Origin of the sequence: Geodermatophilus bullaregiensis, from assembly GCF_016907675.1 — a bacterium.
Lineage (GTDB): Bacteria > Actinomycetota > Actinomycetes > Mycobacteriales > Geodermatophilaceae > Geodermatophilus > Geodermatophilus bullaregiensis.
In genome coordinates this window covers 3,537,051-3,561,648 of sequence record NZ_JAFBCJ010000001.1, presented here as the reverse complement: position 1 = coordinate 3,561,648, position 24,598 = coordinate 3,537,051, and the positions used below count along the sequence as shown (strand labels likewise).

General features: G+C 75.0%; 21 protein-coding genes. 6 read left to right on the top strand and 15 right to left on the bottom strand.

The genetic code is table 11. The features are described 5' to 3' along the window. Window positions 1-90: 90 nt before the first annotated feature. On the bottom strand, window positions 91-930 hold the full coding sequence (locus JOD57_RS16925; protein ID WP_204693078.1) for an SRPBCC family protein: 840 nt from the start codon (window positions 928-930) through the stop codon (window positions 91-93). 125 nt (window positions 931-1,055) lie between these two features. Here JOD57_RS16925 and JOD57_RS16920 point away from each other — a divergent pair, with 125 nt between their 5' ends. Continuing rightward, complete coding sequence (locus JOD57_RS16920) at window positions 1,056-2,522, top strand: protein adenylyltransferase SelO (protein WP_204693077.1); 1,467 nt, start codon at window positions 1,056-1,058, stop codon at window positions 2,520-2,522. A gap of 34 nt (window positions 2,523-2,556) precedes the next feature. Here the strand turns inward: JOD57_RS16920 and JOD57_RS16915 are convergent, their stop codons facing one another. After that, window positions 2,557-3,591: an NAD(P)H-dependent flavin oxidoreductase gene (locus JOD57_RS16915; RefSeq protein ID WP_307824746.1), complete on the bottom strand. Its 1,035-nt coding sequence runs from the start codon at window positions 3,589-3,591 to the stop codon at window positions 2,557-2,559. A 182-nt stretch (window positions 3,592-3,773) separates the two neighbouring features. On the opposite strand from JOD57_RS16915, the gene JOD57_RS16910 reads away from it, so the two are divergent. Continuing rightward, window positions 3,774-4,277 (top strand): inorganic diphosphatase, encoded by a 504-nt coding sequence (locus tag JOD57_RS16910; protein ID WP_204693076.1) that lies wholly within the window; start codon window positions 3,774-3,776, stop codon window positions 4,275-4,277. A 23-nt stretch (window positions 4,278-4,300) separates the two neighbouring features. Here JOD57_RS16910 and JOD57_RS16905 read toward each other — a convergent pair whose 3' ends face one another. The 3 genes from JOD57_RS16905 to JOD57_RS16895 form a co-directional block, all read right to left on the bottom strand. Continuing rightward, entirely contained in the window at window positions 4,301-5,377 is a 1,077-nt protein-coding gene (locus tag JOD57_RS16905; RefSeq protein WP_204693075.1) for a DUF2855 family protein, read from the bottom strand. A 72-nt stretch (window positions 5,378-5,449) separates the two neighbouring features. Then, entirely contained in the window at window positions 5,450-6,286 is an 837-nt protein-coding gene (locus JOD57_RS16900) for a class I SAM-dependent methyltransferase (RefSeq protein WP_204693074.1), read from the bottom strand. A gap of 92 nt (window positions 6,287-6,378) precedes the next feature. Then, window positions 6,379-9,222 carry an AfsR/SARP family transcriptional regulator gene (locus JOD57_RS16895; protein ID WP_204693073.1) on the bottom strand — a complete coding sequence of 948 codons (2,844 nt, stop codon included), beginning with the start codon at window positions 9,220-9,222 and terminating at the stop codon, window positions 6,379-6,381. Between the two features lie 199 nt (window positions 9,223-9,421). Between JOD57_RS16895 and JOD57_RS16890 the strand changes: the two genes are divergently transcribed. Then, a complete protein-coding gene (locus tag JOD57_RS16890; RefSeq protein ID WP_239568566.1) occupies window positions 9,422-10,117 on the top strand; it encodes a peptidoglycan-binding domain-containing protein in 696 nt (231 codons plus the stop codon). Between the two features lie 249 nt (window positions 10,118-10,366). Here JOD57_RS16890 and JOD57_RS16885 read toward each other — a convergent pair whose 3' ends face one another. Then, window positions 10,367-11,023: a pyridoxamine 5'-phosphate oxidase family protein gene (locus JOD57_RS16885; protein WP_204693071.1), complete on the bottom strand. Its 657-nt coding sequence runs from the start codon at window positions 11,021-11,023 to the stop codon at window positions 10,367-10,369. A 17-nt stretch (window positions 11,024-11,040) separates the two neighbouring features. After that, a complete protein-coding gene (locus JOD57_RS16880) occupies window positions 11,041-11,238 on the bottom strand; it encodes a hypothetical protein (RefSeq protein ID WP_204693070.1) in 198 nt (65 codons plus the stop codon). A 306-nt stretch (window positions 11,239-11,544) separates the two neighbouring features. On the opposite strand from JOD57_RS16880, the gene JOD57_RS16875 reads away from it, so the two are divergent. Continuing rightward, window positions 11,545-11,964 carry a hypothetical protein gene (locus JOD57_RS16875; protein WP_204693069.1) on the top strand — a complete coding sequence of 140 codons (420 nt, stop codon included), beginning with the start codon at window positions 11,545-11,547 and terminating at the stop codon, window positions 11,962-11,964. A gap of 119 nt (window positions 11,965-12,083) precedes the next feature. Here JOD57_RS16875 and JOD57_RS16870 read toward each other — a convergent pair whose 3' ends face one another. From JOD57_RS16870 to JOD57_RS16860, 3 genes are all read right to left on the bottom strand, one after another. Further along, window positions 12,084-12,497 carry a DUF6640 family protein gene (locus JOD57_RS16870; RefSeq protein WP_204693068.1) on the bottom strand — a complete coding sequence of 138 codons (414 nt, stop codon included), beginning with the start codon at window positions 12,495-12,497 and terminating at the stop codon, window positions 12,084-12,086. Window positions 12,498-12,621: 124 nt separating this feature from the next. Then, the gene (locus JOD57_RS16865; RefSeq protein ID WP_204693067.1) at window positions 12,622-14,796 is read right to left on the bottom strand and encodes an MMPL family transporter; all 2,175 of its coding nucleotides are present in this window, start codon (window positions 14,794-14,796) and stop codon (window positions 12,622-12,624) included. 180 nt (window positions 14,797-14,976) lie between these two features. After that, entirely contained in the window at window positions 14,977-15,666 is a 690-nt protein-coding gene (locus JOD57_RS16860; RefSeq protein WP_204693066.1) for a hypothetical protein, read from the bottom strand. Between the two features lie 459 nt (window positions 15,667-16,125). On the opposite strand from JOD57_RS16860, the gene JOD57_RS16855 reads away from it, so the two are divergent. Next, on the top strand, window positions 16,126-16,719 hold the full coding sequence (locus tag JOD57_RS16855) for a carboxymuconolactone decarboxylase family protein (protein WP_204693065.1): 594 nt from the start codon (window positions 16,126-16,128) through the stop codon (window positions 16,717-16,719). Beyond that, window positions 16,716-17,585 carry an RNA polymerase sigma-70 factor gene (locus JOD57_RS16850; RefSeq protein ID WP_204693064.1) on the top strand — a complete coding sequence of 290 codons (870 nt, stop codon included), beginning with the start codon at window positions 16,716-16,718 and terminating at the stop codon, window positions 17,583-17,585. The genes JOD57_RS16855 and JOD57_RS16850 overlap by 4 nt, the downstream gene beginning before the upstream one ends. Before the next feature lie 123 nt (window positions 17,586-17,708). On the opposite strand, the gene JOD57_RS16845 is transcribed toward JOD57_RS16850, so the two are convergent. The 5 genes from JOD57_RS16845 to JOD57_RS25555 all read right to left on the bottom strand — a co-directional run bounded on the left by JOD57_RS16845 (window position 17,709) and on the right by JOD57_RS25555 (window position 23,975). After that, window positions 17,709-18,209 carry a tryptophan-rich sensory protein gene (locus JOD57_RS16845; protein ID WP_204693063.1) on the bottom strand — a complete coding sequence of 167 codons (501 nt, stop codon included), beginning with the start codon at window positions 18,207-18,209 and terminating at the stop codon, window positions 17,709-17,711. A gap of 349 nt (window positions 18,210-18,558) precedes the next feature. Beyond that, window positions 18,559-19,083, bottom strand: a complete 525-nt coding sequence (locus tag JOD57_RS16840; protein ID WP_307824745.1) for a TetR/AcrR family transcriptional regulator — start codon at window positions 19,081-19,083, stop codon at window positions 18,559-18,561. Further along, window positions 19,076-19,528 carry an SRPBCC domain-containing protein gene (locus JOD57_RS16835; RefSeq protein ID WP_204693061.1) on the bottom strand — a complete coding sequence of 151 codons (453 nt, stop codon included), beginning with the start codon at window positions 19,526-19,528 and terminating at the stop codon, window positions 19,076-19,078. The genes JOD57_RS16840 and JOD57_RS16835 overlap by 8 nt, the downstream gene beginning before the upstream one ends. Window positions 19,529-19,877: 349 nt before the next feature. Next, window positions 19,878-20,210, bottom strand: coding sequence for a GYD domain-containing protein (locus tag JOD57_RS16830; RefSeq protein WP_204693060.1), 333 nt, complete (start codon window positions 20,208-20,210; stop codon window positions 19,878-19,880). A 1,023-nt stretch (window positions 20,211-21,233) separates the two neighbouring features. Beyond that, window positions 21,234-23,975, bottom strand: coding sequence for an MDR family MFS transporter (locus JOD57_RS25555; RefSeq protein ID WP_372440250.1), 2,742 nt, complete (start codon window positions 23,973-23,975; stop codon window positions 21,234-21,236). Between the last annotated feature and the right edge of the window lie 623 nt (window positions 23,976-24,598).

Below are 24,598 nucleotides of genomic sequence, written 5' to 3'. Positions count from 1 at the left end.
CCCGGCCCGGCGGACGCGGCCGGGGCGGCCGGCCGCGTCCGGCGGGCCGGTCGGTGGAGGAGTCGTCGGCTCCTCCACCGACCGCCTGGGTCAGCGGTTGCCGCCGCCGATCATCGGGTCGTCTCCGTCCGGGCGCACACCCCGCTCGACGCCCTCGGTGGAGCTGGTGCCGGTGTAGCCCTCGGGGTCGGACTCCGGGACGAGCACGTCGTCGCGGACCACCGCGTCCGGCGGCGGCTGGTCGACGACGGTCACCTCCTGCGACTGGACGACGCCCTCCGGCCGCGCCGGCTGCTCGACCGGCTGCGCCTCCTGCTCCTTGCCGCCCGACGACGTGGCCGCGGCCGCGGCCGCCGCCGCGACACCGGCCACCGCCGCCACGCCGGCGGCGACGGCCTTGCCCGAGACGCCGGCCTTGCCGCTGTCGCCGTGCGAGCCGTAGGCGTCACCCGTGGTGGGCGTGCCGACGTCGAGGTGCTCGTTGACCGAGCCGCGCCACGCACCGCTGGCGTAGCCCTGGTCCTCGATGAGGCTCTTGAACCGCTCGAGGTCCGACCGCACCTGCCGCTCGACGATGCCGAGCTTGTCGCCGACCTGCTCCACGAGGCCCTCGGGCTCGTACTCGAGCTCCAGGTACACGATCGTCGAGGTCGGCCCGGCGGGTTCGAACCGGACCGCGCCCGCGTTGGTCGCGCCGCCCGTGGCGGCCCAGGCGACCTTCCGGTCGGGCACCTGCTCGAGGACGGCGGCCTCCCACTCGCGCCGGACACCGGCGATCTCGGCGACCCAGTGCAACCGGTTGTCCGTGAGCTGGCGGACCTCCTTGACCCCGCCCATGAAGTGGGGGAAGTCCTCGAACTGGGTCCACTGGTTGTAGGCCGTGGTCACCGGTACGTCGACCTGGATCGACTTCTCGACCTTCGTGGTCACTGTTCCTCCTCCGTCGCAGGACGTTGGTGCTGGACGTGACCGGCGTTACCCCTGGTCAGGCCGCGCAAGCGCGCGGCCCGTCGTCCGACCCGCCGGGGAGCGGACGGGGACGTACCGTCGGGGGGGTGAGCGTCGCCCCGGCAACCCACGTCCGCCTCGAGAGCCGCTTCGCGCGGGAGCTGCCGGAGATGGCGGTCCCGTGGCAGGCGGCCGAGGCGCCCGACCCGCGGCTGCTCGTGCTCAACGAGCCGCTGGCCACCGAGCTGGGCCTGGACCCGGCGTGGCTGCGCAGCACCGAGGGCGTCGGCCTGCTGACCGGCACGCAGGTCCCCGACGGCGCCGCGCCGGTGGCGCAGGCCTACGCCGGGCACCAGTTCGGCGGCTTCGTGCCGCGGCTCGGTGACGGGCGCGCGCTGCTGCTCGGCGAGCTGACCGACGCCGAGGGCCGGCTGCGCGACCTGCACCTCAAGGGCTCCGGGCGGACGCCGTTCGCGCGCGGCGGCGCCGACGGCCTGGCCGCGGTGGGTCCGATGCTGCGCGAGCACGTGGTCAGCGAGGCGATGCACGCCCTCGGCATCCCGACGACGCGGTCGCTCGCCGTCGTCGCGACGGGCCGGCCGATCCGTCGCGAGACGCTGCTGCCCGGGGCCGTCCTGGCGCGGGTGGCGAGCAGTCACCTGCGGGTGGGGAGCTTCCAGTACGCGCGGGTGACCGACGACGTCGACCTGCTGCGCCGGCTGGCCGACGTCGCCATCGCCCGGCACCACCCCGGCGCCGCCGACGCCGACGACCGGTACCTGGCGCTGTTCGAGTCGGTGATCGCGGCGCAGGCGTCGCTGGTGGCGCGGTGGATGCTCGTCGGGTTCGTGCACGGGGTGATGAACACCGACAACACGACGATCTCCGGCGAGACCATCGACTACGGGCCGTGCGCCTTCCTCGACGCCTTCGACCCGGCGACGGTGTACAGCTCCATCGACCACGGCGGGCGCTACGCCTACGGCAACCAGCCGATCGTCATGGAGTGGAACCTCGCGCGGTTCGCCGAGGCGCTGCTGCCGCTGCTCGCCGACGAGCAGGAGAAGGCGATCGAGCGGGCGGTGGGGGCGCTGGGCGGGTTCCGCCCGGCGTACAACGCGGCCTGGTCGGCCGGCATGCGGCGGAAGCTGGGCCTGCCGGAGGGTCTGGACGACGAGGTGGCGCGAGCGCTGTTCGACGACCTGCTGGGGCTGCTCGCCGCCGACCACGTCGACATGACGTCGTTCCACCGGGGGCTGTCCGGGGCGGCGCGCGGGTCCGTGGAGCCGACGCGGGAGCTGTTCCTGGACCTGGCGGGCATCGACGGCTGGCTGGAGCGCTGGCGGGCGCTGGCGCCGGACGCCGACGCGATGGACCGGGTCAACCCCGCCTACGTCCCGCGCAACCACCTCGTCGAGGAGGCGCTGCAGGCGGCGACGGACGGCGACCTGGCGCCGGTGCAGCAGCTGCTCGGGGCCGTGACGCGGCCGTTCGACGAGCGGCCGGGCCTGGACCGCTACGCCGCCCCGGCTCCGGAGACGTTCGGCTCCTACACCACGTTCTGCGGCACCTGATCAGCTGACGGCGGCAGGCGGCAGCCCGCCGCCGTCACCGCCGCGACACCGTCCGCAGTGCCGCCTGCGCGTCGTCGGCGAGACGGCGGACCAGCTCCCCGGCGGGCAGGGCCTCGACCAGGGGGTGGCCCTGACCGGCCCACAGGTTGATCGCGTCCGGGTCCCCCGCCTTCCGGGCGGCGGCGCGCAGCGGCGTCGTCAGGTGGTGCACCTGCGGGTAGGCCGCCGGCGCCGTCGCGGTGTGCTCGGCGAGGAACCGGTTGACCAGCCCGCGCGCCCGGCGGCCGCTGAACGCCCGCGTCAGCGCCGTCCGTCCGTACGTGGTGAGCGCCTCGCGGTGCACCGGGCTGGTGCCCGCCTCGGGGCAGCACAGGAACGCCGTGCCCAGCTGCGCGGCCTCCGCACCGGCGACGAGCACGGCGGCCACCGACGGGCCGTCCACCAGCCCGCCGGCGGCGACCAGCGGCAGGTCCACCGCCCGGGCGACGAGGCGCAGCAGCGTCAGCAGGCCGTACTCGCCGGCGCCGTCCTGGTCGAGGAAGTCGCCCCGGTGCCCGCCGGCCTCGACGCCCTGCACGGTCAGCGCGTCCGCGCCGACGTCGCGGGCGGCGACCGCCTCCTGCGGCGTGGTGACGGTGACCAGCACGGTCGCGCCGGCGTCGTGCAGCGCGGTGACCATGTCCGGACGCGGCAGGCCGAAGGTGAACGACACGACCGGCACCCGCTCCTCGGCGAGCAGGTCGACCTTCGCCTCCCAGGCGTCGTCGTCGGCCCTCGGCTCCCCCAGGTCGACGCCCCACCGCTCGGCGTCGGCCCGCAGCTCACCCGCGTACCGGCGGACGGCGTCGTCGTCCCCGGGCGGTCCGGGGACGAAGACGTTGACGCCGAACCGCTCACCGGTCAGCGCCCGCAGCGCGCGGACGTCCTCGGCCACCGCGGACGGCGTCTTGTAGCCGGCGGCGAGGAACCCGAGCCCGCCGGCCTCGCAGACCGCCGCGGCGAGCTCCGGCGTCGACGGGCCACCCGCCATCGGCGCCTGCACGATCGGTCGACGCAGCTGCAGGACCACGGGTGCCTCCTCGGCTCGCGCCTCCGGGAACCGACATGCTCGCACCCGGCGAGGACACCGGTCGGACGCGCCCGAGGGAGCACCCGAGTTGACGGGTGAGGGGTGCTCGGTCAGGGTCGGCTGGCGCCGATCCGGCCGCGACGGACGCCGTCGCACCGGGACCGGCGCGGGAGGAGGCGTCCGTGCTGGTCGACGTGATCGTCGAGGTCCCCAAGGGGTCGCGGAACAGGTACGAGTACGACCAGCGGCTCGGCCGGATCCGGCTGGACCGGATGCTCTTCACCGCCACCGGCTACCCCGGCGACTACGGGTTCGTCCCGGACACGCTGGCCGAGGACGGCGACCCGATCGACGCGCTCCTGCTGCTCGCCGAGCCCACCTTCCCCGGCTGCGTGGTCCGCGCGCGGGTCATCGCCGTGTTCTGGGTCGAGGACACGCGGGGCCCCGACGCCAAGCTGCTGTGCGTGCCGGCGACCGACCCGCGACAGCTGCACCTGCAGGAGCTCGAGGACGTGCCGATGCACCAGATCGCCGAGATCTGGCACTTCTTCGAGATCTACGAGGCCCTGTCGCCGGACAAGTCGGCCGAGACCCGCGGCTGGGAGCGCAAGGCCCAGGCCGTCGCGGCACTGGAGGACGCCCGGCGCCGCTGGCTCGAGCAGCAGCCCGCCGCGGCCCCCGGCTGACGGGGCCCACAGGCTGACGGGGCCTACAGGCTGACCACCAGTCCCCTGCGGGGGTCGACGTCCCCGTCGACGAGCGCCGACCAGGCCCCGGCGAGGGCGTCGGCGCCGGTCACGTGCTCGAACCGGAGCAGCTCGGGCACCCGGTCGGTGGCGAACGCCGCCCACGCCGTGCCGAGCCGGCGCGCGAACGCCGCCGTGCCGGACGCGGCGGTCCCCTCCGCGGCCGCGTCCGGTGCGGAGAAGACCACCGGCGCCGGACCCGGCAGCCCGCTGCTTCCGCCGGCCCGCGTCCAGTGCGTCGCGCCGACGACGATCGAGGCCCGCAGCACGTCCCGGGTGCGCTCGTGCACCGCCGCGCGGACGGCGGTGTCGCCGGCGACGTCGACCAGGACGACCCCGCGGTCGACCGGCAGCGCGCCGACGTCGTCGTAGGCCAGCACCTGGTCGTAGAGGCCGAGCCCCGCGGTGTCGTCCACCCGCCCGGCCGACGTCAGCCCGATGACCGCCGGTGCGTCGTCGCGCGCCCGGATCGCCGTCGCGGTGCACCAGGCGGTCCGGCTCGACGCCGAGGTCAGCACCACCGCTCCGGCGCCGTGCCAGTCGCGTGCGGCGAGCTGGTCGGCCAGCAGCCACCCGGTCATGAACAGCGGCCGCAGGACCGCCGCGGCGTCGTCGTGCTCGGGCGGGAAGCCGGTCTCCGGCAGGGCGCGCAGGTACCGGGTGTAGACCGCAGGCAGGGACGCGCGGGCGGCCGAGCGGTCGACCACGCCGCCCGCACCCGCGGCCACCTCCAGGGTGACCCGGCTCGTCATCGGCCAGAACCCGAAGAAGCGGTCCCCCACGGCGACGCCGTCGACACCGGAGGCCGCCACCCGGCCGAAGCCCCAGGCGGGCACCCGCCCCCAGCCGTCCGGCCCCGGGAAGTGGTCCCAGTAGCGCCACCGGTCGCCCAGCACGGCGTAGGTGAGGTTGTTGGCGGTGAGCCCGAAGCGCTCGACGACGAACTGCACCGTGCCCGCGGCCACCTCGGTCCGCGCCGGCTCGCCGGGGTCGACGCGGACGACCCGCAGGTCGTCCCGCCGGACGAGGAGATCGACCACGTCTGCACTCCTCCACTGCTCAGGACGGGCCGGCGCCGGTCCCCCGGCGCCGGTCCGCGGGTGGCGCACCGCTCAGGCGCGGCGCGCGGTCAGGACCAGGTACTCCCAGTCCAGGACGGTCTCTCCCGTGCCGCGGTCGTACCGCGCGGCGAGCGCGGCCAGGTCGCGGTCGAGCGCCGCCACCCGCTCGGGGTCGTCGGCGATGTTGCGGTAGGTGGCGATCGTCGGCCCGTAGACCGACTTCCAGTAGTCCCGCCACGCCTCCGGCGACTCCCAGCCGCTCGTCGTCACGGTCTGCCGCCGCGCGACGACGTCGGTGACCCGGTCGCCGAACAGCTCGCGCACGTGCTGCTCGTCGCCCCACAGCGGCGGCGGCTGCGCACCGGGCGGCGGCGGGGGCGCGTAGGGCTTCATCGTCCGGAACATCTCGCCGACGAAGCCCTCCGGCGTCCAGCTGACCAGGCCGATCCGCCCGCCGGGGCGGCAGACCCGCACCAGCTCGTCGGCGGCCTGCTGGTGGTGCGGCGCGAACATCACGCCGACGCAGGACAGGACGACGTCGAAGCCGGCGTCCGCGTAGGGCAGCGCCTCGGCGTCGGCCTCCTCCCACGAGAGCTCCACGCCCTCGCGGGCCGCGAACGCGCGTCCGGCCGGGAACAGCTCCGGGGTGAGGTCGGAGGCCACGACCTCGGCGCCGGTCAGCGCGGCGGGGACGGCGGCGTTGCCGGTGCCGGCCGCGACGTCCAGGACCCGCTCGCCGCGGCGCACCCCGGCCGCGGCGACCAGGACGCGCCCCAGCTCGGGGATGAGGTCCCTCGCCACGGCCGGGTAGTCCCCCAGCCCCCACATCGCCCGGTGCTTGGCCTTCAGGGCGCGGTCGGCGGCGGTCGCGTCGATCGTGTCGGTCATCTGTCTGCTCCTCGTCGTCGTGCGGGTCGTCCCCGCAGTGCGACGACGGTGGCCCCGCCGCGTTGCAGACCGGCTGCAACGCGGCTGCACGCTCATGCAGGGCCGGGCACGAGCCGCCCGGAGGCGACCCGGCGGAGGGCCGCGCGGGCGTGCGCGACCGCCGCGGCCTCGGCCGCCCGGGGGTCGCTCCGGGACGCGAGCCCGTCGGGCGGACCGAGCGGTGAGGGCTTGCCGGCCGCGACCAGGTGGTCGTGCAGGACGGCGGCGTCCGCCGTCGCCCCCACCCGCTGCAGGAGCCGGGCCGCGTAGCGCAGGTTGAGCCACTGCTGCGTGGCGTCACCGACCCGGTCCCAGTGGGCGAGGACGGCGACCAGCGCGCGGGCGGCCACGACCGGGTCGCCGTGCACCGCCCGGGTGGCCGCCGCCTCCATCATCGCGATGCCCTGCCACCAGAAGTTGCGCACGCCCGCGGCCAGCGCCTCCGCCTCGTCGAACAGCGCCAGGGCGCGGTCGGGGTCGGACTTCTTGAGCACCAGCCCGAGCGCGTAGCGGGCCATCGACTGCGCCGTCGGGTTGGCCGTCGACTCCGCGACGTCGAGGCTCTCCCGCGCGGCGGCCAGACCCCGCTCCGGTTGGCGGCGGACCGCCTCGCACACCGCGACGTAGTAGAGCGTCCAGACCAGCCGGATGCGGTCGTCGTCGGCCCGGGCCCGCGCCGCCTCGGCCGTGTAGTGCGCGAGCGCGGCGTCCACGTCGCCGTCGTAGAGCGCGACGTCGGCGAGCACGTCGCCCGGGTGGGCGATGCGGGCGGTGCCGGGCAGGGGCAGCCGGCCTCCCGCCAGCCGCGCCGTCGCCGTGGCGAGGGGGAAGTCGCCGCGGTTCCACGCGCCGCGGGCGGCGGCGCCGACGGCGGCCGGGTACAGCGGGTGGTCGGGGTCCACGACGTGCAGCAGCTGCTCGGCCCAGGCGTAGGCCTCGTAGCCGACGCGCAGGTGCACCAGCTCGGGCACGGCCGCCACCAGCCGCACGGCCAGGTCCCAGTCGCGGTCGGCGGCGGCCCGGGTGAATGCCGCGCGCAGGTCGTCGTAGACGCCGAGGGCCTCCGCCGCCCACGCCCGCTCGTCGGGGCCCTGCAGTCCCCGGCCGGCCCGCTCGGCGAACTCGACGTGGTACGCGACGTGCCGCCGAGCCAGCGCGGCGTCCTCACCGGCGGCTTCGGTGCGCGAGCGACCGTAGGCCCGCAGGGTCTGCAGCAGCCGGTAGCGGCTGCGCACCCCGCTCGCGGCCACCACCATCGAGCGGTCGACGAGCCGGGCGAGCCGGTCGAGGACGTCGTCCTCGGTCGCCGCCGGGTCGACGACGCGGTGCACCGCGCGCAGGTCGGCTCCTCCGGCGAACACCGACATGCCGCGGAACAGCCGCTGCTCGGGCTCGGGCAGCAGCCGGTAGGACCACTCGATGGTGGCCACGAGGCTCTGGTGCCGCGCGACCGGTCCGCGCCCGCCGCCGAGCAGCGGGGTGTCCTCGAGCCGGCGGGCGACCTCGACCGGGCTCATGACGCGCATGCGGGCCGCGGCCAGCTCGATGCCCAGCGGCAGGCCGTCGAGCCGGCTGCAGATGGTGGCGACGGCGTCCGCGGCCGCCGGGTCGAGGCGGAAGTCCGGCGTCGCCGCGCGGGCCCGCTGGACGAACAGCGCGGTGGCGTCCTCGGGCGGCAGGGGCGGGACCGGCCACACCTGCTCACCGTCGACCCCGAGCGGCTCGCGGCTGGTCGCGAGGACCACCACCCGGGGGCACCGCTGCACGACCTCGCCGACGAGCCGGGCCGCGTGCTCGAGCACGTGCTCGCAGTTGTCCACGAGCAGCAGCAGCGAGCGGTCGCGGAGGTACTCCAGGACCGTCTGCTCGATCGACAGGCCGGACCGCTGGCGGATGCCGAGGGCCGCGGACACCGCGTCGCCGATCGGGGCCCCCTCGGGCAGGGCGGCGAGCTCGCAGAGCCACACGCCGTCGCCGAACCGTCCCCGGTCCCGGGCCGCGGCCTCCACCGCGAGCCGGGACTTCCCCGTACCGCCGACGCCGGTCAGCGTCACCAGCGGGCCGGCGCGCAGCGCGGCCAGGACCCGCTCGACCTCCCGGTCGCGGCCGACGAAGCCGCTGGCCCGCCGCGGGAGGTTCCCGGGTGGCGGCGTGGCGGCCAGGGCCGGGTCGTGGGCGAGGACCCGCCGGTACAGCGCCTGCGCGGGCGCGGCTGGCTCCACCCCCAGCTCCTCGCCGAGCCGGGCCCGCAGCTCGTGGAAGGCGGCGAGCGCCTCGGCCTGGTGCCCCGTCGCGTACCGGGCCCGCATCAGCGTGACGGCGGGCCGCTCCCAGGAGGGGTGCCGGCGCACCAGCGCCTCGAGCTCGGGCACCGCCTCCGCCGCCCGGCCCAGCTCCACCAGCGCGTCGGCGCGGTCGGCGGTGGCGCCGGTGCGCAGCTCGGTCAGCCGGGCCGCCTCCGCCGCCGCGAAGTCCTCGTCGGCGACCTCGGCGAGCGCGTCCCCCCGCCAGAGCTCGAGCGCGGCGTCGAGGTCGGCCAGCGCCCGCGCGGGGTCCCCCGCGGCCGCCGCGGCCCGGGCGGCCCGGAGCCGCTGCTCGAACTCCGCGGCGTCGAGGGTCGCGGCGTCGAGCGACAGGCAGTAGCCGGGCGGGCGGTGGTGGATGGGCGCGGCGGTCCCGAGGACGCCGCGCAGCCGGGAGACGTAGGCCCGCAGCGCGGTCACGGCCCCTGCGGGCGGGGCGTCCCCCCACAGGGCACCGACCAGCCGGTCGGCCGACACCACCTCACCGCGCGCGACGAGCAGGGCGGCGAGCAGGGTCCGAGGCTTGTGGCCGCCGACGGAGACCGGCCCGTCGCCGTCCTCGACCTGCAGCGGCCCCAGGACCCGGATCCGCACGTGCGCTGCACCTGTCATCGCTGCCTCGCCTGCGAGCGGGTTGCAACGGGCGCGGCCGACCCTAGCGGCGCCCCGTCGCCGGGGACAGGCGCAGGCCGGCGCCGATCGCCAGGTGACCAGGCCGTCCCCGGCCGTCCTCCGGCTCCCGGGTGACGCAGGGATGACGGCCCCGTGACGGCGGCACGGTTCGGTGACGCCCATGACCGAACTCGTGGGGCAGAAGCTGTCGGGCACCCTGACGACGGGCCCGATCGAGGAGACCGTGACGCAGCGCGACGGCCGGACCTTCCTCGTGGGTGTCCGCGCCGGCCGCAACAAGGACTTCGACCGGCTCGTCCTCGACTTCGAGGGCCCGGCCCCCGGGTACCACGTGCGGTACGTGGACCAGCTGATCGAGGACGGTTCGGGCCGGCCGATCCCCCTCCGCGGCCGGGCCGTCGTCGAGATCACCTTGCAGCCCGCGGCCGCGCACCGGGACGACGGGAGCCCTACGCGGTCCGGCCCGCTCCCCGACGTGACGGGGTTCGCGGCGTTCCGCCAGATCGCCGACGCGGGTGACTTCGAGGGCGTGCTCACCTGGGGCATCGGGGTGGCCGCCAGGACCGGGCTCCGCGTCACCACGCTCGGCGGGCCTGCTCGCGTCGCCGTCGACGTCGTCCACGCGGAGCCGGGCACCGGGAACCAGCTGCTCCGCCGCGGTGACAAGGGGGCTGCGGTGGCGACCTGGCAGTGGCGTCTCGTCCAGGCCCTCGACCGGCGGGTCGACGTCGACGAGGTCTTCGGGCCGATGACGGAGCAGGCGACCCGCGACTTCCAGAGGGCTTCGGGGCTCGCCGTGGACGGCGTGGTCGGACCGCGCACCCGTGCAGCGATGGTGCGAGCCCTCGGTCTCTGATGCGCGGGGGGACGTCGAGCCGGCGTTCCCGCCGGCCCCCGGGAGTGGTGACCGGGCCGGGGTACGACCTCGCGCCCGTGGAGCCGCTCCCAGGGACGAGGGCATGACCGAGGGCCGGGTCGGCCCGGTCGAGCGAGACGTCGTCCGCGTCCCGGGACCGGGCGCACGGGCAGCCGTCCCCGACGGACGGGGGCGCTGCTCGCCGTGGCTCTCCCAGGACCCGGGAGCGCGGCACCGGGCCGCTCGTCGTCATGCGGGGTGTGAGCGCTCGCAGAGGTCGGCGTCGCCGTCCACCCACGGACGGGGTGAGTGCTTCGCGCGGAAGAAGTCCCCGCCCGTGCGGACCACGTCGTCGGTGCCCCGGGCCCGGGGCACCGCAGGACGCGGCACCAGCCGCGGGATGTGCTTGGAGCAGTGGACGTAGGCCTCGACGACGTCTACCGCCACCCAGCACTCCGGCCGGCGACCGCCCTGCTGCCCCAGGGCGGCGAGGACGCCGTCGGGGAGGCCGGCCCGGGCCAACAGCTCGGCGTTCTCGCTCAGCCTGGCCCGGCCGTTGACGTGCAGGCCGATCCCGTCGCCGCAGAAGTCGATGAACAGCAGGCCGACGTGGCCGTTCTCGATGATGTTGCCGAGGCTGGCCATCACGCCGTTCCCCCGGTACTCGGGACAGAGGAGCCGCCGCTCGTCGAGCACGCGGACGAACCCGGGCTCCCCGGCGCGGAAGGAGCAGTCGGCCTCGCCCGCGGAGTCGGCGGTGGCGACGAAGACCATCTCCGCGCGGGCCACGAAGGCCTGCATGCGCTCGTTGAGGTGGTCGAGCACCTGGTGGTCGTAGAAGCCGCGGGCACGGGAGACGGTGCCGTACCGCTCCTGCAGGACGTGCTCGCCGATCGAGCCGGGCACGGCGCCTCCCTCCCGGGTCACGGGTCACTGCCGCACTGCTGCAGGCCGCCCGAGGGCACCAGGCCGGCCCTGCTGGTGACCACCCGGCCGGCCGCCCGGGACGTCGACGTGCTGCTGGAGCGGTCGGTGATCCGTGCCCCGGTGGGGCTCTCGTCCGTCGCGCCGGGGTGTTCCTTCACCTGTGCCGGCGTCCACTCGCTGCGGAGCCTGCTCATCGCGTCGCCTCTCCCGTCCGGGTCGCTGACGCGAGCCTCCGCATGATGCGTCACCGCAGCGTCACAGACGGCAAGGCCGCGGGGTCGTCGGCGGTCGACGCCGGCGCCCCGAGCGGCCGGGCCGGCGCCGCGACCGGGCGGCCGGGCGGGTTGGCACGCCACCTGCTGGGTAGCTGGCGGCGGAGGCCGTCGACGCGGCGGGCGGGTCACCCCGGCCGCCGACGGACACGGGCACACCGAGGCCGCCACCCGAGGTGGTCCGCCGGAACCGGTGGACGACCGGCGGAGGACGACTGGAGGAGAGTCATGGGCAAGCTGTCGTTGGGGCTCGGCCTGGGGGTCGGGTACGTGCTCGGCGCGCGCGCCGGGCGGGACCGGTACGAGCAGATCAAGCAGGCCGCGGCCGGCCTCGTGGAGCGGCCGGAGGTCCAGCAGGCCCTGGAGCAGGCCAGGGCCGTCGCTCCGGCTCCGCTGCAGGGCAGCATCGACAAGCTGTCCGGGCGCGGGTCCGGGAGCCAGGGCACCGGCACCGGCACCGGCACCGGCACCGGCTCCGGGACGGCCGACGTCGGGACGGTCAGCCTCGAGGACGTCGACGTCGTCGTGCCGCCCCCTCCGGCTCCGCCGGTGTCGGGTACGGGCGGACCCGTCGGGGCGGAGGCTCCCCTGCCGGACCCGCTGGTCCCGCCCGCCAAGTCGGGCAACCGCCGCAACGGGCGGCCCTGACCCGGCAGGGCCGCACCGCGGGTCGCGACCCCCGTCCGCGCCGGTGCGGGTGAGCACTCCGCTCACCCGCACCGGCGTCGGGCGGACCGCCCCGCGGTGAGGCCCTCCGGCGCGGGTGACTACAGCCCGCGGCGGTGCAGCAGGTAGCCGAGGGCGGCAACGGCCGGCACGAGGGTCGCGGGCACCAGGTTGAGCGGCACGCCGGCCACGCGCGGCAGGTGCCCGGGCTCGTCCTCGACCGCGGTGCCGGGTGTGGCCAGGGCGGCGAAGAAGGGCGCCCACGCGACCGCCGGCAGCAGCGCGGCGGTCCTGGCCGCCAGGTCCTGCTCGGCGGTGGTGGACGCCGGCCGCCACAGCAGCCACAGCGCGACCAGTTGGGCGCCGGCCACGGTGCCCCAGCCGGCGGCGCCGTGGAAGCGGGCGTGCGGGGGCCAGTCGGGGTTGAACACGTGGGTGGCGTTGAGGTCCGCGCGCGCCGTGCCCACGATCGTGCCGACCGCGGCGCCGGTCAGCACCACCCGGCTCGTCCTCATCGCACCCCTCCTCCACTGCAGGCACACAGCCTGGGGCACTCCCGGCCCGGCGGCCAGGGGTGCGCGGCCGGGGTGGCGGTCGTGGTCCCGGTCGGGCGCGGCAGCCCTGTCCGCGGACGGTCGGTCAGGCGTCGACCAGCCGCTCCGGCCGGGGCAGCGGCTCGCCCTCGGACTCGCGGATGCCGTAGCGGGCGTAGAGCCGGCCCAGCGGTCCGGGCGCCCACCAGTTGGCCCGGCCGAGCAGTCGCATGGTGGCCGGCACGAGCACCGTCCGCACGACCGTCGCGTCGACGACGATGGCGATCAGCATCGCGATCCCGACCATCTTGATGAGGACGACGCCGGAGGTCGCGAAGGCGCCGATCACCACGACGAGCAGCAGCGCCGCGCTGGTGATGATCCCGCCGGTGCGCTGCAGCCCGGTCGCCACGGCCGCGGTGTTGTCGCCGGTGAGGTCGTACTGCTCGCGGATGCGGGACATGAGGAAGACCTCGTAGTCCATGGACAGCCCGAAGACGATGGCCAGCACCAGGATCGGGGACGTGGCCTCCAGGAAGCCGGTCGGCGTGAAGCCCAGGACCCCCGACAGGTGACCGTCCTGGAAGACCCACACCAGCGCACCGAACGAGGCACCCAGCGACAGCACGTTCATCACCATGGCCTTGACCGGCACCACGACCGAGCCGAAGGCCAGGAACAGCAGGACGAACAGCGTGACCGCCACGAGCACGGCCATCCAGGGCAGCAGCGAGCCGAGGCTGTCGAGCAGGTCGGCGTAGAGCGCGCTCGGTCCGCCGACCAGGACCTCGGCACCGTCGGGAGGGGACACGGACCGGACCGCGGCCACCAGCTGCCTGCTCTCGGGACCCACCGGGTCGACACCGGAGGCGATGGCCACCCGCGCCGTGCTCCCGGCCGCGTCGACGACCGTGGCGCCGTCCACGCCGGGGACGGCGCCGACCGCGGTGACGTAGGTCTGCAGCGCCGCCCCGCCCTCCGGCGAGTCGGCCGCGCCGGGCAGCGTGACGATCGCCTCGACCGGCCCGGCCGGACCCGGGGGGAAGTCGCGCTCGATCGTCTCGGCGACCACCCGGCTCTCCGCCCCCTCGGGCATGGCGCGCACGTCGATGCCGCCGAACTCCGCCCGGGTGAAGGGCAGCGCGAGGACCACCAGCAGCCCCGTGACCGCGACGCCGTGGACGACGGGACGCCGCATGACGGTGCGCGCGATCCGGTACCACGCCCCGTCGCGGTGGGCGGCGTGGGCCGGCCGCCGGCGCCGGCGCCGCACCGAGAGGGCGTCCACGCGGGGTCCGAGCACCGCCAGCAGCGCGGGGAGCAGGGTCAGGGCGGCCAGCATCGCGACGAGGACGGCGCTCATCCCGCCGAAGCCCATCGAGCGGAGGAAGACCTGCGGGAAGAGGAGCAGACCAGCCAGCGAGATCGCCACGGTGACGCCGGAGACGGCGACCGTGCGTCCCGCCGTCGCGAGGGTCCGGGCCAGGGCGTCCTCGACGCTGCGCTGCCGGTGGACCTCCTCGCGGAACCGGCTGACCACGAAGAGCCCGTAGTCGATGGCCAGCCCGAGGCCCAGGACGGTCACCACGTTGACCGCGAAGATCGAGACGTCGGTGACCAGCGAGAACGCGCGCAGGGCGGCGAGCGAGCCGAGGATCGCGGTCACGCCGATGGCCAGGGGCAGGCTCGCGGCCGCCAGGCTGCCGAAGACGGCCAGCAGCAGCACCGCCAGGACCGGCAGGGAGATGCTCTCGGCCAGCGTGAGGTCCTCGCTGACCTGCTGGTTCATGTCCCGGTTGAGGGTCACCTCCCCGCCGAGCCGCGTCGTCAGCCCGGGAGTGGCCAGGTCCTCCTCGACGGCGTCGAGGACGTCCTCCCGCTCGTCCTCGTCGCCGCGCAGGGTGAGCACGGCGTAGGTGCTGCGCCGGTCCTCGCTGACCAGCGACGGATCCGGGTTGTCGAGGAAGGAGACGGTCCGGAGCACGTCGTCCTCCGGCAGGGCGTCCAGGGTGGAGGCGACCGCCTCGGCGTAGCGGGGGTCGTCGACCGTCAGGTCGTCGCTGGAGTACAGGACGACGACGTCCGCGGCGCTGCGGCCCAGGTCCCGTTCGGCCTCCCGGGCGGCTAGCGAGCTCTCGCTGCCGGGGTCGTCGAAGCCCCCGCCGGTCATCTGCCCGAAGACACCGGAACCCCAGACCCCGGAGAGGACGACGAGCACGAGGGCGAGCGCCAGCACCCACCGCCGCCGGCGGTACACCAGACGGCCGAGTCGATCGAACACAGCCCCTCCTGACTCACCGGCCGGGGCAGGGGCACGGGTGTCGGCAGAGGACAGCCCGGCACACGGGCCGCTGTCGAGCACCTCACGCCCGCGACCTGGGAGTTCTCGGTCGTGCACGGCTCCGCGGCCGGCCTCGTGGACCCGCACGGACCCCGACGCCGCGTGCGGGGACGAGGGGCGTCATCGCGCCTCGGTGGGCTCCTGCCGGGCGGGTCCCGCGGGTGGCGGGGAGGCCCGGCAGACGAGCCAGACGAGGGCCGCCTGCCACAGCAGGAAGCACGCGAGGACGCCGAGCCACTCCACGAGGCCCAACCGGTCGAGTACCGCACGCGGGACCACCGCCACCGAGCACAGCGCGACGACGCCGCACAGCCACAGCACCAGGGCGGTCCAGCGGTAGCGCACGGCCGGGCTGGAACGGACCGCGACGCCCAGCGCGGAGAGGTCCTCGGGAGGGTGCCGGCGGACCATGCGCCGCCGGGACCGGTGGACGGAGACGTCGGGATAGCGCTCGGCGAGCACCTGCTCCAACCGGCGCCGTCGGCGGGGACCGGTGCGGCGAGGGAGGCTGACGGCCACGATGCGCGCCGCCGCGGCCCGGAAGCCGGTGTCACCGAGGATGACGCGGCCACGGGCGGCGACGACCGCCGTGACGTTGCCCCAGCCGGTGCCCAGGCCGGTGTAGCTCGGGTGGTACCAGCCGTAGAGGCCGCAGCCGCACCCCCACTCCGGGGGCACGTGCCCCTCGTCGACCGCACACCGGGCCCGCTCGATCCGCCCGTCCCAGGGCCCGGCGCCGAAGTGCACCGGCGGGCACAGCCCGTCCTCGGTCAGCCGGAACCGCCGGTACCCCTGCACCTCCCCGGCCACCAGCGACGGAGATCGCTCCGGGAGGCCAGGAGGCGGGGTCATGCAGGAGCGGGCTCGGCCGGCGCGGTCGGCGCCGGATCCGGCTGGGCCGGAGCCGGGTCGGCCACCGGCTCGCACTCGATCTCTCGGCGCTCGACACCGATGTCACCGGCCACGCACGGCCGCACCAGCGGTCCGGCGGCCCGGGTGGCACGGGGTGACGGCGAAGCGGTGAGCGTGCCCATCTGCGGCTCCTCGCCCGTGGGACTCGACTACTGACCGGTCAGCGCGGCGGCGAGCAGACGAGTTCGGTACCCGCTCCCGCCACGGCCGCCCACGTCAGTGAAGCACCGATCGACGTCCGGACCCACTCCCTCCCGGCCCGTGGAGCCGACGGCCGGCCGGGCCCGACCGCGGGTGTCACACCCGCGGCGCGGCCGGTGTCTCCATGTCGACGCCACCGCACACCCTGGAGGAGACATGGCGAGCAGCACCCGGGTCCCCGCGATCGAGATCACCGGCATCTACGGGACCCTCCTCAAGACGATCAGCCGCAGGATGCTCGGCCAAGTGCCGGAGGGTGCCGGGGTCATGTGGCACCACCCGGCCGTGCTGAAGGACTCGATGAGCTTCGGCCGCAAGGTCGACTCGTGGGACCGGCTGGACCGCGACCTCGCGACGTTCGCGGCCATGGCCGCGGCCGCGACGATCGGCTGCGGTTTCTGCCTGGACCTGCACTACTTCATGACCCACGACCGCGGGCTCGACGAGGCCAGGGCGCGGGAGGTGCCGCGGTGGCGCGAGTCCACGGCGTTCACACCTCTGCAGCGGCGGGTGATGGAGTACGCCGAGGCGATGAGCCAGACCCCGCCCGCCGTGACCGACGAGTTGTCGGCCGCGCTGCTCGACGAGCTGGGAGCTCCCGCGCTCGTGGAGCTGACCGCCAGGATCGGCATGATGAACATGACCGCGCGGGGCAACGTCGCGCTCGGCATCCGCTCGCAGGAGTTCGCTGCGTCCTGCGGCCTGCCGCCGCTCGCGGCCCGGTCGACGGACGGCGCCGCCTCGGCATGACCGACGACCCGTTCCTCGCCCACCGCGGCCTGCTGTTCACCGTCGCCTACCAGATGCTCGGCTCGGCCGCCGACGCCGACGACGTGGTGCAGGAGACCTGGCTGCGGTGGGCGGAGGCGGACCGGGCGGCGGTGCGGGACCCGCGGGCGTACCTGGTGCGGATCGTCACCCGGCAGGCGCTCAACCGGCTGCGCACCATGGCCCGCCGCCGGGAGGACTACGTCGGCGAGTGGCTGCCCGAGCCGCTGCTGACCAGTCCCGACGTGGCCGACGACGTCGAGCTGGCGGAGAGCGTCTCGATCGCGATGCTCACCGTGCTCGAGACGCTGGAGCCGACCGAGCGTGCGGTCCTGGTGCTGCACGAGGTGTTCGACGTCCCCTACGACGAGATCGCCGAGGCGGTGGGCAGGTCGAACGCCGCGGTGCGGCAGATCGCGCACCGGGCGCGCGGGCACGTGGCCGCGCGCCGGCCGCGGATGGCGGTGGGCCGCGCCGAGCAGCAGCGGGTCGTGGACCGGTTCCTCGCCGCGGTCACCTCCGGCGACGTGCAGGGCCTGCTGGACGTGCTCGCGCCCGACGTCGTGGTGGTCGCCGACAGCGGCGGCCTGGCGCCGGCCGCGCTCCGCCCGGTCACCGGCCAGCTGCGGGTGGCCCGGGCGCTCGCGCGCTTCGCGGAGCTGGCGCCCGGCGTGCGGATCACCACGCCGCTGGTCAACGGCACGGTCGCCGCACACGTCGACCCGGGCGGCCCGTTCGACACGGCGATCACCTTCGTCGTCCAGGACGGCCGGATCGCGCACATGTACGCGATGCGCAACCCGCACAAGCTGGGTCGGCTCGACGAGGTGACCGACCTCCGGCGGTGACGGACAGGAGCACCGAGCGCGGCCCACGCCGCCCATGCGGTGAGGCGGAACGGTGGGCCGTGCGACGCCTCTGTCCGCTCGTGATGGCTGGAGCCCGGCGAGTTGCGACTCGGCCCGGGCTCGTCAGTCGCCGGTGTCGGGAAGGCGCGTCCGCACGTCGGTCGGGTTCATCCGCCACAGCCGGTAGGTCCACGGCAGGTCGTACACGAGGACGTAGGCCGTGTACGGGGCCAGGACGTGGCGCGAGCGTGCGTCCCCCACCACCGATCGCTGGAGCGCCACCAGGGGGACCACGAAGGCGCACAGGCCGGTGAAGCCGGCACGAGCGCTCCGACGGCCGAAGAAGACCCCGTTCCAGGCCTCGTTGCCCACGAGGACCGCCAGGCTCCATGCGGTGCTCCTCGCGTCGCGGCGGTCGATGCTCCGCGCGAGCACGTAGCCGATGATCCCGTAGTAGAGCCCACCGACGACCAGGAAGGCAGGTAGCGGCAACTGCCAGCGCGGAGCGGTGAGGCCTCGGAACCAGTCCATCGCCGCCTTACCGACGAAGGCGTTCCCCGCAACCGCAGCCGCGGCTGTGCAGGCGCAGGCCTGGAGTACGGACCGCCGCTTCACGCCTTGCATGATGACTCCTGTCCTGCTGTCGCCGACCACGGCTGCGGCGCGTGCTCGAGTGCACGGCTGGGACGTCCGGTCGGACCTGGTCCGACCAGCCGTGTCGAGCCCCAGCGTCCGGGATGGGACGCACGGGGAAGTCCCAGCCCATGGCCGCCGGCGGAGACGCACGCCGGGGAGAACGTCTGCCGGACCCCCGGGACCGGTTCGACCAGGACGAACCACCCCGGCAGCAACGTGACGGCGAGCCGCATCGAGACCTCCGGTGGGGTGGAGGATGCGCCACGGCGACGGGTCGACGCGATGCTCCACCAAGGAGCGGTCCACCTGTGTCACCGCACCTCTCGGGTCGGCCCGATCACTCCTGGCGCTGCATCGCAGCGATCCCGGCTTGCCACGCCTGCTCGGTCATCCCGTCCTCCGGGAAACGGTCCGTGAGCTCGAGCAGGACCATGCCGTGGACGAATGCCCATGCCGCGCGGGCCCGGGCGGGGTCGCCCGTGGCTCGCTGGAGCGGCGCGGCGGTGCGCTCCTCCAGCCCCGGAGGCAGGTCCGCGCGGGGCAGGGGCCGGTCGGTCATCAGCCGGTACAGGTGCGGGTGCCCGTGCGCGAAGGCGCGATAGGCCTCGACGAAGGCCGCCAGGGGCTCCGGCGTTCCATCGGTGGCCGCCTCGAACGCGGCGGCGGCCTCCTCGAAGCCCGCGATGACGATGGCGACCTCCAGCGCCTCCTTGCCGGGTACGTGCTTGTACAGGGAGGGGGCCCGGATCCCCAGGACCTCGGCGATCCGGCGCATGGTCAGCGCGTCCGACCCCTCCCGCTCCAGGACGTCGCGGGCGACGGCCACGATCTCGCGCGCGCGGACCGAGAGCGGGTCAGCCACGGATGTTCGGGGCCGCATGCTCCGCCCGGCTCTTCAGCGCCTCGTTCATCGCCACGAAGGCGGGCAGCGTGCTCCGGTCCAACCATGCGGCGAGGAACGGGACCAGCACGCCTCGGAAGTCCTCCTGCTGGACCAGCCGGGTGCCGCTTCCCCGCGGCTCGAGAGTGAAGACGTGCTCGGCGTCCATCAGCCCGGGCATCCCCGACGTGCCGCGCCACCGCAACTGCCGGGGCACGTCGACCTCGACGAGCCGTGGGCGCAGGGTCGTCGCCCGACCGCCGACCGGCTGCATGGTCACGGTCAGCCGACGGCCCAGCTCCACGACCCCCTCGGCCCGCAGGATGAACGGGTTCCACGCCGGGTAGGCGGCCAGGTCGGTGAGCACCTCCCACACCTGCTCAGGTGTGGCATCGATGTCGACGTCGGCGGACAGTCGCTTGGCCATGACACTCCTCCTCGGATCGGCTAATGCTGTTAGCTCCCAGGATGGCTAACCCCGTTAGCCGCGTCAAGACCTGGATGCGCACGGTCTTCGGTCAAGGCTCTTGGGTCGCTGGTCCCACACACCCCGCGCCCCGCCGGCCCAGCACCACGGTCGGCGCCAGCACTGCGGCAGTGCATGCGGGGAGGGACCCACGGCGTTGGTCGAGCGAACCGGCCCCGGTCCCCCCGCTCCGCGGGTCCCAGCACGCGTGGATCTGCACGGCCGGGTTGCCGGGTCACAGCCGGAGCGGCCGCCCCGCGCTCGACCGACCGGAGCGGGGCGCCCGCCCGATCGCCACGCACCAGGTCGGTCAGGCCCCTGGCGGCCTGAACGCCCCGCGGACCTCCCTCGCCTTGCCGAGGACGGTGAGCAGCTGGTCCTGGTCCAGCAACTGGTGGGTCTCCAGACGTCCCAGGGTGCCGCTGCTGAAGGAGGTGACGCTGACCGCGGCGGCGGTCTCGGCGTCCGGCGCCTCCAGAACGACCAGACCGTCGTGCCCGCCGAGCATCCAGTACAGCGCCTCCAGCCGGCCGCCGGCGGCCTCCGCCGCGGCTCGCACAGCAGCGGTGCGATCCCCCGGCTGGTCGATCAACCGAGACCACGTCTCCGCGGTGTAGGAGAAGAACACGACGAACCTCGGCATCTCCGACCTCCTCGCGGGCGCCGCCGATCGTGTTCGAGATCCGACCAGTTCGAGCCAGGGACGTCCAGGGTCTTCGGGCGGTGGAACGGCGCCCGGACGCCGCGGTCCCCGAGTGGGCGCAGTCGGCCACGACGGACGAGCCCCGCTCGCAGCTACGGTGAAGGGGCGCCCAGCGAGTCGGGGGTGGAGCCGAGCGGACCCGGACCCCGGGTCCCCAGCCTGCCAGGCCGTCATGATCGCGTTCACGCCAGTGCCACGACGGCGGTGAGCACCTACAGCCACCTGTGGCCCACCGCGGACGACCGCACGAGGCTGGCCGCCGGACATCTGTACGCGGGCAGTCGCCGACCGGGTGCGGTCGATGACTCAAACGAGCCACCGGCCTCCACAGACGGCTTCAGTGAGCCGTCGAAGCGGAACGAACCTGGGGTCATCGGACGCCGTCGACAACTGGTGAACACACTCTCCGAGCTGCGCGTACGCAGTTGAGCTCGATCGGCAGGAACGGGCCGTGGCCGACCGTTCTGCGGACTGTGTGCGGACTGCTCGCGGTTCGGCTCACCCCTCCACGCACCCCGTGCCCGTGGTGTCGACTGCTCTGGAGTCCGCTGGAGTCCGGTCGTGTCCTCCGCGGGTCCCCGCTGCCGGCTGAGCCCGGAGGAGGCATGACCTGCTTCCTGATCTGGCACACCCGGCGCACCGGCGAACTCGACCTCACCGAGTCCGTCGGCGGGCGCGCGAGGTGGCTCCGGCCGCTCCCGTCAAGGCGAAGGGCGCCCGTACCCACGCGGATCTGGGAGTCGTCGTCTCGGCACCACCACCCGGCGCCGTCACCGGCCGCTCCCGGTCAGGGACGGGCTCCCGAACTGATGCTCCCCACCGCCGACCGGGGATCCACCGCCGGCGCCACTCGGTGATCCCGACCGTCCTGAACCGGTTGACGACCGCACGTTGCCGACCGTGCACGAGGTCGACGGCCGAGCGCTCACGCCCGGTCGTCGGGGTCACAGTCAGGGGCCATGGTCAGGGGGTCGGGACGGTGATGGTGGGGACCGTGATGGTGGGGACCGTGATGGGCTCCGCGGTCGTCGGCTCCGCGGTCGTCGGCTCCGCGGTGGTGGGTGCTGCGGTGGTCGGCTCCGCCGTCGTCGGCTCCGCGGTGGTGGGCTCCGCGGTGGTCGGCTCCGCGGTGGTGGGCTCCGCGGTGGTGGGCTCCGCGGTGGTCGGCTCCGCCGTCGTTGGCTCCGCGGTGGTGGGTGCTGCGGTGGTCGGCTCCGCCGTCGTCGGCTCCGCGGTGGTGGGTGCTGCGGTGGTCGGCTCCGCCGTCGTCGGCTCCGCGGTGGTGGGTGCTGCGGCCGTCGGCTCCGCGATCGTCGGCTCCGCGGTGGTGGGCTCCGCGATCGTGGGCTCCGCGGTGGTGGGTGCTGCGGTCGTCGGCTCCGCGGTCGTCGGCTCCGCGGTCGTCGGCACCGCGGTCGTGGGTGAGGCGGAGGCGCTGGTCTGTGACGGCGTCGTGGTCCCCGCCGAGGTGCTGGCCCCGGCCGGGGTGGCCGCGGACGAGGTGGTCGCCGCGGACGAGGTGGTCATCGGGGCGGAGTCGTCCGTCGGAGCTGGCGTCGTCGTCTGCGGAGGCGTCGTCCGGGACGGAGTGGTGGGGATCGTCGGCGTCGTCGTGTCGGGGAGGGACTGCGCGAGAGGGGTGTCACTGGAGCCCTCAGGCGTGGCGGTCGCGCCACCGGTGGTCCGTTGCCCCTCCGGTGGGGGCGCCCCGGACAGGGCTGGGTCCGCGAGGGTCATCGGTCCGGAGGGGTCGGGGCTCGATTCGTCCGAGGTCGAGGTGCCGGCGACCCCGTCCCCCGTCGCCGCCACTCGCCCGTCTGCGGCCTTGCCGTCCGCACGGTCCTGCGAGGCCTGTACGGCACCGGCCACGCCGAGGAGCATCCCGAGGACGGCGGCGCCGGTCAGGAGGCGCCTGGCCCTCCCGAGGTCCGTGAGGCGCCCCCGCCGCGCCGGAGCGACCAAGACGGCCGGGGAGGTGCCCTGCACAGCACGGCCGGGACGGCCGGCCGGTGGCGGGGTGGAGGTCGGGGCTCCGGCTGCCTGGGTGGCCTGCTCGCCGGCGTCGCCGGCGTCGGTGGTGTCGGTGGTGTCCGGGTCGTCGGTGGTGCGGCCGGCTGCCTGGCGGGCCTGGATGCCGGACTTGTTGCTCAGCGCCAGCTGCGGGAGGAACAGGAACACCACGAACCCCAGCGCGGCCGCGCCGGCGGCGATGAGGAACACCAGGTCGATGGCGTCGGCGAACCCGGCCTTGAACGGCAGGGCCAGCAACGCGGGCAGGTCCTGGATGAAGGAGGTGTCCGACAGGTCGCCGCCGGCCGGCAGCCGGCCGCTTGCCAGGGCCTCGGCGACCCGGGGGTCGGCCGCCGCGGCCGCGGTCACCGACTGCTCGATGTCGCCGGGCAACCGGCTGAACAGCACCGACAGGAAGGCGGCCGTGCCGATCGTCGCGCCCATCTGCCGGAAGAAGGTGACCGAGGAGGTCGCCACCCCCATCTCGCTGGGCGGGACGGCGTTCTGCACCGCCAGCACCGCCGGCTGGAAGTTGAACCCCAGTCCCACGCCGAGCAGCACCATGCACGGCACCAGCGCCCAGAACGAGGTCTGGGCGCCGACCACGACCGACAGCGACACCAGGGCCGCGGTCATCAGCACCGTGCCGGCCAGCGGGAAGACCCGGTACCTGCCGGTCTTGGAGATCGTGATGCCCGAGCTCATCGCGCCGATCATGATGCCGACGACCAGCGGGATCATCTGCAGGCCGGCGACGGTGGCGCTGGAGCCGTGCACGATCTGCAGGTACTGCGGCAGCAGCAGCAGACCGCCGAACATGCCGGCGCCCACCACGACGCTGCCGGTGGTGGCCACGGTGAAGCTGCGGTTGCCGAACAGCCGCAGCGGCAGCAGCGCCTCGGTGCCGTAGGCCCGCTCGGCGAGCAGGAACAGCACCAGGCCGACGGCGCCGATGGCGTAGCAGACCAGGGCACGCGTCGACGTCCAGCCCCACAGGCGGCCCTGCTCGGCGATGACCAGCAGCGGCACGATGCAGGTGATCAGGGCCAGCGCGCCGGGCCAGTCGATGCGGTGCTCGCGCCGCTGGTGGGGCAGGTGCAGCACCCGCCAGACCGCGGCGAAAGCCAGCCCGCCCAGTGGCACGTTGATCAGGAAGATCCACCGCCAGCCGTCCAGGCCCAGCAGGGAGCCCTGCCCGGCGAAGAACCCGCCGATGACCGGGCCGAGCACGCTGGAGGCGCCGAAGACGGCCATGAAGTAGCCCTGGTAGCGGGAGCGCTCCCGCGGCGGCACGATGTCGCCGATGATCGCCAGGGCCAGCGACATCAGCCCCCCGGCGCCGATGCCCTGCACCGCCCGGTAGCCGGCGAGCTGGTACATCGAGTCGGCCAGGCCGCAGAGCACCGAACCGGCCACGAAGGCGGCGATGGCGAACAGGTAGAAGGGCCGCCGGCCGTAGATGTCGGAGAGCTTGCCGTAGAGCGGGGTGCTGATCGTGGAGGTGATCAGGAACGCCGTCGTCGCCCACACCTGCAGGTCATAGCCCTGCAGGTCATCGGCGATGGTGCGGATCGCGGTGGCCACCACCGTCTGGTCCAGAGCGGCGAGGAACATCGCGACCATCAACCCGGCGACGATCGTGAGGATCTGCCGGTGGGTGAAACCGCCGTCCTCGGCCGGGGCGGTGGCCGCCACGCGGGCATCCCGGCGCTCGGCCGCACTACTGCGCGAGGTCCGGGTCATGAGCTCTCTCTCGGGGACGAGGACGGCGGGCTCGGTGGGCCGACGACCCACCGGTGTTGCGGTGGTCGGTCCTCGGAGCGGCAGTCGTCGGCACGGCACTCGTGGAACGGCTCGGCCACCGAGTGCTCCGGGGTCGACCGGGTCCGCGAGTGGTTCAGGCCGGGTCCCGATCTGCAACGGGGCCAGGTCATGGCTGCTCCTCGGTGGTACCGGTTCACCGGTGACGACGGGCACGCCACATGGGTGGAGGCCTGCGCGTCGACCCCCGAGCGGATCCGGCTGGCAACTCCCGGATGAGACACGTCAGTCAGGACCAGGCACACGCTATGGCCGCTGCAGAGACGGCCACATCCGCCGCAGGTCTCATGCCGAGCACACGACCATCGATGTAGAGGAGGACCGTGAGGCCCTGCGACCTGAGGTGCGGGTCATCGGCACCTCCACCGAGTGGCAGCGGACACAACAGGCACGATGTCCCGTTCCGGGATCAGCGTCGGGCGCGTCAGGGCTGGAGCCGCCTCCCACCCGGGAAGGGGGTCGAGCGGGGCAGGACCGGTGTCCGGGCTCGAGAGCCG

Coding starts and splice junctions, on each gene's coding strand:
- JOD57_RS16900 (WP_204693074.1), bottom strand. CDS start 6,286: ATGACCGACACGATCGACGCGACCGCCGCCGACCGCGCCCTGAAGGCC.
- JOD57_RS16890 (WP_239568566.1), top strand. CDS start 9,422: ATGACCGAACTCGTGGGGCAGAAGCTGTCGGGCACCCTGACGACGGGC.
- JOD57_RS16880 (WP_204693070.1), bottom strand. CDS start 11,238: ATGAGCAGGCTCCGCAGCGAGTGGACGCCGGCACAGGTGAAGGAACAC.
- JOD57_RS16875 (WP_204693069.1), top strand. CDS start 11,545: ATGGGCAAGCTGTCGTTGGGGCTCGGCCTGGGGGTCGGGTACGTGCTC.
- JOD57_RS16870 (WP_204693068.1), bottom strand. CDS start 12,497: ATGAGGACGAGCCGGGTGGTGCTGACCGGCGCCGCGGTCGGCACGATC.
- JOD57_RS16855 (WP_204693065.1), top strand. CDS start 16,126: ATGGCGAGCAGCACCCGGGTCCCCGCGATCGAGATCACCGGCATCTAC.
- JOD57_RS16850 (WP_204693064.1), top strand. CDS start 16,716: ATGACCGACGACCCGTTCCTCGCCCACCGCGGCCTGCTGTTCACCGTC.
- JOD57_RS16845 (WP_204693063.1), bottom strand. CDS start 18,209: ATGCAAGGCGTGAAGCGGCGGTCCGTACTCCAGGCCTGCGCCTGCACA.
- JOD57_RS16835 (WP_204693061.1), bottom strand. CDS start 19,528: ATGGCCAAGCGACTGTCCGCCGACGTCGACATCGATGCCACACCTGAG.
- JOD57_RS16830 (WP_204693060.1), bottom strand. CDS start 20,210: ATGCCGAGGTTCGTCGTGTTCTTCTCCTACACCGCGGAGACGTGGTCT.